General features: G+C 52.6%; 7 protein-coding genes. 1 reads left to right on the top strand and 6 read right to left on the bottom strand.

Annotated features, from left to right (window positions below; genetic code table 11):
• A partial coding sequence (locus CN311_RS33130; RefSeq protein ID WP_208866613.1) for a hypothetical protein occupies positions 1–251 on the top strand: 251 nt, incomplete at its 5' end.
• A 29-nt stretch (positions 252–280) separates the two neighbouring features.
• Here the strand turns inward: CN311_RS33130 and CN311_RS32120 are convergent.
• From CN311_RS32120 to CN311_RS32805, 6 genes are all read right to left on the bottom strand, one after another.
• Complete coding sequence (locus CN311_RS32120) at positions 281–1066, bottom strand: sulfotransferase family protein (RefSeq protein WP_115504287.1); 786 nt, start codon at positions 1064–1066, stop codon at positions 281–283.
• Between the two features lie 328 nt (positions 1067–1394).
• Positions 1395–2846: an ABC transporter ATP-binding protein gene (locus tag CN311_RS31285; RefSeq protein WP_097577429.1), complete on the bottom strand. Its 1452-nt coding sequence runs from the start codon at positions 2844–2846 to the stop codon at positions 1395–1397.
• Positions 2836–3636, bottom strand: a complete 801-nt coding sequence (locus CN311_RS31280; RefSeq protein ID WP_097577431.1) for an ABC transporter permease — start codon at positions 3634–3636, stop codon at positions 2836–2838. The genes CN311_RS31285 and CN311_RS31280 overlap by 11 nt, the downstream gene beginning before the upstream one ends.
• Before the next feature lie 55 nt (positions 3637–3691).
• Entirely contained in the window at positions 3692–4633 is a 942-nt protein-coding gene (locus tag CN311_RS31275; RefSeq protein WP_097577428.1) for an NAD-dependent epimerase/dehydratase family protein, read from the bottom strand.
• A complete protein-coding gene (locus CN311_RS31270; protein WP_097577427.1) occupies positions 4630–5844 on the bottom strand; it encodes a glycosyltransferase family 4 protein in 1215 nt (404 codons plus the stop codon). Before CN311_RS31270 ends, CN311_RS31275 begins: the two co-directional genes overlap by 4 nt.
• Before the next feature lie 6 nt (positions 5845–5850).
• On the bottom strand, positions 5851–6126 hold a 276-nt coding region (locus CN311_RS32805), incomplete at its 5' end, for a hypothetical protein (protein WP_208866612.1).

The raw sequence follows: 6126 nt of genomic DNA, 5'->3' as shown, positions 1-6126 counted from the left end.
CATTTTTACTCTCGATGGTGGATTCTGACGATGAAGACTTCTCCGAAATCAGGAGATCGAGCCTTTCGAGTCGCAGTGATGTTTTCTTCCAACACCCTAAGACACACCGGGAAAAGGCTACGAGCCCCTGCTCATTGAAGCCGCGGCCGGCCGAGGCACTCGGGACGCAACCCAATGACGGAAACGGCACAATCATATCCAAGTTCCGTCAGAACTTGTGCCACGCCGAAAGCCCCGCCTTCGCCACCTGACGCATTCTGCGTCATGACAGAAGCCTGAATTACGAGAGTGCGCCATCTTGTGTGCCGGACGTTAACCAATCATCGACCTTCAGCTTGCTGACTTTGGTGAACAACTCGATATCTTCTCTGTAGAGTCCCCTCAGATAGTCAACATCAGTGTCATCTGGTTGGGCGTGGTCTTGATGCCCAATAGCCCCTGCGATCTCGTCCCCGAATGTGAAGGGACCAACCCGCAGAAAGCTGGCTATTGATGCAAGGGTGGCGATTGGTTCACGCCTCAAATCGTCAGATCGCAGTAGCAGGACGTTTTCGCGATCAAAAATTCGGAACAAATTACAGATCTGCTTCCCATAGAAACCTCGCTCGACATAGCTAAATGTCCGCCTTGCCGGATGATTTATGGCCACCTCAGAGAGCCGCCTTCGTCCTTCCCTTACGGCATACTCAAAAGGGACGTTGTCCCGCCCCCTGGACGTCTCCATTCGCCAATGGGACCAAGCCCGCTTTATGGGATCACGGAAGATCAGGATGAATCGCATGTCGGGATTGTATGCGGCGATGCGCTCGAGAGCATTGGGCCAAAAGATTGAGATTGGCGTAGCCTCGAAAGCAATTCTTTCATCTCCTTTTGGAGCAAGGAAGAATTGATGCAGACGGTGGTAATCCGGCCTTGCCCAATTTAAATTAGACTCATTGTCAAAGAAGTGTATTTCTTTCTTTCTCGGCGACGACAGGTCTGGATGCCGGGCAAGATATGAAAAGAGAGCCGTGGTTCCTGCCTTTTGTACTCCAGCAACCAAAAAGCCAAGCCGACCGTTGCGCATAAAATTGACCTCCGCGTGGGGGAATGTCACTCTCCTAAGTGTGCTTAAGGACCGCCGTTTCCCGCGATAATTTCAACCGTAGCAAACCGCCTTGCAGCCTCCCACCAATGTCCCATGGGTGGCGATCGTGACCGCCATCATGCGCCCACAAGAGCCCAAAGAGACAACCGTGGCGCTTTTATAGCATTCGCCCTTGCAGCATCCGGTTACTCAAACCGCATCACGAAACCGATCACAACTCGCGTCATTGCCTCGCTTGGCCGGCAGGTTGGAGTAAAATGAAGTCGCCGATCGAGTTCCGGAGAATTTCGTTGCGCACCGATCCATATCATTCCACGAAATCACAGGCGAATATTGCGTCCAGATCGAATTGACCCGTAGAGATCAAATCTGCTTCGGCAGCGACTCGAAAAGCGAATCCATCGATTAACCGATGTATAGCCATTTCTTCTCCGTCAACCCTTCCTCTTACTCCACAAGAAATAAAGTAAGTCCCAGGTACGAATAGACAGCTAAATTCGAACCGCGCAACGATTTTGCTTCCGGCTGCGATATGAGGCATCCTGGAAAAGCGCGACCTGTGAGTGTGGGTACCGGCAATGAGAACCCCCGAGACGCTGCGAATGCCGAAGCCAAACCCGACATCTCGAGCATCCTTTTCAAAAACAATACGGTACTGGACGATATAGCGTTGACCCATCTTGAGTGTGTTTACCGAGTGGCCGGTTTGCGTCAGGATTTGCAGGTCTCGAATTCCTGCTCCACGCTCCTCAAGTGAAACCATCGAGCGCGTGACAAGGCTGGAATCAGTATAGTCGGCTTCGGCCAGACCGGCACCGCTTTCGTCGCGCGTGGTCAATAAGTTGGGTTGAGCTTCATGCTTGTCATCGGCCAGATTGGTATCTACTGGTGTTTCCGTTTGAGCGGCGACACTTTCGAGTTGCATTTCCTTGCGTTGCAGGATCTCATTTCTAATGTCGTAGGCCGCCTCCGAGCTCGCATTGGCAAGTCGCTGATATTGACTGACCACCGTCTTCGGTCGCCCTTCGAGTATCTTTTCACCGCTGTCGAGCAAGATCGCCCGCGTGCACAACTGGACGATCGTTGGCGCGCCGTGACTTACGAAGAGAATGGTGCCGCCCTTGTCCTTGATGTCCTCGATGCGGGCAAAGCACTTGCGTTGAAACGCCTCATCGCCCACTGACAGCGCTTCGTCCACTATGAGGATATCTGGATCGACATTGATGGCGGTGGCAAATGCCAACCGCACATACATACCCGACGAGTAGGTTTTTACCGGCTGATCGATGAACGGACCGATATCGGCGAAACGAACGATGTCGTCGAAACGCCACTCCATTTCCTTGCGCGGCACGCCGAGGATCGAGGCGTTGAGGAAGACATTTTCGCGGCCGGTGAACTCCGGATTGAAGCCGGCGCCAAGCTCAAGCAGCGCGGCAATCCGGCCATTGACCTCGACCGAGCCGCTGGTTGGTTGCAGCGTGCCGCAAATAATCTGCAGCAGTGTCGATTTGCCAGAACCATTACGGCCGATGATACCGACGGTTTCACCGTGACCAACCTCGAAAGAGACCCCTGATAGGGCAGCGAAATCGCGAAAATAGCGACGCGGTGGGCGGCCAATCAGCCGCTCTAACCGCGGGACTATCATTTGCTTGAAGCGGTCCTCTGGGCGGTTGAACATGACATAATGCTTAGACACATCGCGCACGCGAATGGCGACGTCCGAGGCTCGCGCACCCGACTTGTCAGAGGACATCGGCAAAACCTCTGCGGGTCTTCTGGAAAAATTGATAGCCGAGGAACGCGACCACGATCGCCACCAACGAGTAATAACCAAGCGCCGTCCAATCCGGCTGTGCGCCAAATATGACCACGTTGCGGAAACTCTCGACCGGGATTGCGAGTGGGTTTAGTGAAAGCCAGGGTTGTAGCCATGCCGGCAATGCGGTTCTCTGGAAAAACACCGGCGACAAGAACAAAGTCGCGGTCACCAGCGGCGCCACGATCTGACTCATGTCGCGGAAATAGACCCCAATCGATGCCAGTATCCAGGCGATGCCGAGCACCATGATAGCCAGTGGCGCGAAGACCACCGGCGCCAGAACCAACGTCAGCGGAATGCTGCCAAACACCGTATAAAGGAAGACCAGCAGCACGAGCAAGCTGACAGCCGCATGGAACAACGCCGCACCCGCCGAAACCACAGGCAGGATATATACAGGAAAGACAATCTTCTTGACGTAGTTGGCGTTGGCCACGACGAGCCCAGGCGCCCCTGAAACGACCTCAGCGAAAAACTGGAACACGATCAGCCCGCAAAACAGGATAACCGCAAACTCACCGGTCGAATGCTGAACGTTCGGTTGGTCAGGGATTGTCCAACGCGACTTCATCACCACGCCGAAAACAAAGGTGTAGACAGCCAGCATGAACAGAGGGTTGAGCAGCGACCACAACAGCCCAAGCATCGAGCCGCGATAACGACCTGCGACCTCACGGCGGATGAGGGAAATCGTTAAAGAAAGAAAAGAGCGCAGTTCGACCATCAATCGTTGCTTTTCTATTTAGCCACTTTCGACAACTGATGTCTTCCCAATGTATCTATCGATCGACAGACGTGAGACGTGCCTCGGTCCTGGAGTTCAAGGCTGGTGTATGCGCGAATTCAGATTGGATCGCTGAATAGATATCGAACTTCGGATGCCACCCTAAGTGCCCACAAACTTTTTCGACCTTTAATCTAACGTCTTTTACCAAAAAACTTTTTTCTTCTACATACCTTTTTTCTATCTCAACGCCAGAAATACTTGAGCACATGTCGACAATTTCGTTTACGCTATAAACCTTTCCCATCCCAACATTATATAATTGGTTCTTTGCTGATTCGAACGTGAGAGTGCGTGCTATCACCTCGCAAAGGTCCCTGACATCGATGTAGTCGCGCAAGCTACTTCCGTCACCCCACACTTCCAGAACCCGATTCAGCCTCGCGGCACCGAGTGCTCGCGCAACAAGACCCTGCCCTTTTTCGGACGACTGATAGCGCCCCACCGGATTAGATGCCCTGATAATGGTGTAGGTCCATCGTCCTTCAACAGACATTGTTCGAATCATGTCTTCCACCATCAACTTCCCGCATCCATATGGGCTTATTGGATTGGTAGGATGATCCTCGGAGATGACCGGCCAAATGGGTGGCCCATAGACTGCCCCCCCCGACGACAAATAGACAATGTGTCGAATATCAGATGATCGTGCTGCGTGGAAAAACTGGGAGTACGGAACCACGTTCCTTTTAACCTCTGAAGCAATATCATCGGCGAACGTGCTAGGCACGGAAGCACTGACCAGAAGGATTGCAGATGTCAAATCCTTCAAATGGCTCTCGTAGGTTTCCGGATCTTCGAAATCAATTACTGTTGTTTCGGCACCTAAATCAGCAATCTTACGCCTGGCGAATGCACGGAATTCCACTCCTTCGGCAGACAGGTGACCAACCAAATTACGGCCGATAAACCCGGTCGCTCCAAATACACCGATCATAGCAACTCTCTCAAGAACTCTGAAACCTTTTCAGCTTCCGCCTTCCAACTTGCGCTTTTGGCACGACCAAGAGCCGAGGCTGAACGCTTTGCTGTTTTGGCTGGATTTTCAAGAGCCTCCACGAGTGCTTTGGCGATCGAATCTACCTCCAGATCACAGTAGTAGGCCTCCTCTTCTGTCAGCAGCCAGGTCGCATTTGCGCCGCGATTTATCACGAGCGGACAGCCGCAGGCGGCCATCTCCAATGGAAGCAATGACAAGTTCGTAGACGACAAAATCAGGCCAACATCGCATTGCGAGTAGAGGTCAGGAAGACCAGAGACCGGCAAAGTCCCGGCGTTCAAATGATGGAAAGGAATTTCGTATCCGCTGACATCCCACCCCGCGAAGATGACAGCTGCGTCAGGCATCTGATCACAGACCTTCTTCAGAGCCAAAAGCCCCAATTCGAAACATCGCCGAGGAGTAACCGGCCTGGCGTAGAAGAAAATATGTTTCGTCTTTTGGAGTCGTTTTTCGTGCGGTTTGTATAATTCAAGATCGCACGCAAAATTGAAGGAGACCGTGCGCATTCCGTATTCGTCATGTAGCTTTTCTGCTAACCAAGGCCCTGCTGTAATGCCAATCAATCCAAGTTTATAGGTATTTTCAGCAAGAACATATTCAGTCCCGTGGGAATAAAACGCCGGCTCAAAATCTTGCACAAAATAAAGTTTGCGCGCAGTATCTCTATATTTGGAAACCCAGTACGCGGTTTGCCAACCGGTCGCCACGAGGTACTGGCAAGGCTCTATTGAACGCGCGCCCAACAAGACCGTAATGCCATTATCCCCGAATGCTGCGTTCAATGCCGCCTGCGCCTCGGCGGCCGACCCCCATCGGTGTGGCTCGACAACAACAAGACGTTGCTCGGGGAAGCCACAGTCCTTCAAAAGCGCCATGAACCGCAGGATGTTTATATGCCCCCCGGAGGAAGCGTTGAAATCCGGAACCAGCCAGGTCATTGAGCCGGCAGGCACGTTCTCCGACGAAACCTTGATTCCGAAGCCCTGCTCCTCGCCCAACAAGGCGTCATAGTGGCGGAAGACATCAATCTTGCCTTGTAGAGCAACGGGGAGACCCTTGGCTGCCCTGGCCAGCGCTTTTCGCGTTGCCGCTCTAACCCCGTCACGTGCTGCGACTGCCCTGAACCGCCTGAGATTGTCCAGCATTGGCTGTCAGCGCTCCATCAACTGTCTATCACGCGAGAATTTCGTCTCGTTTCTTTTTACAACCGACAGATTCGCTGTGCCGAGGTAATAGCCAGCCTGACGCGCGATGTTGTCGAATGGCTGCTTCACAACGGCGCCAAGATTTGAGAAAATCCACCGATTTTTGATCGCAAGTCGCAGATCTCTTGCAGTGGTTCTAGCCACCTGTCGCAGCGCTTCGTTTTTCGATTTTGACAATTTATAGCCAAAAAGCTCGTTTAGAGCTTTTGATTCGTCATAACT

It is taken from the genome of Mesorhizobium sanjuanii, assembly GCF_002529485.1.
Classification (GTDB): Bacteria; Pseudomonadota; Alphaproteobacteria; order Rhizobiales; family Rhizobiaceae; genus Mesorhizobium; species Mesorhizobium sanjuanii.
This window is presented reverse-complemented; position numbering and strand designations above follow the sequence as displayed.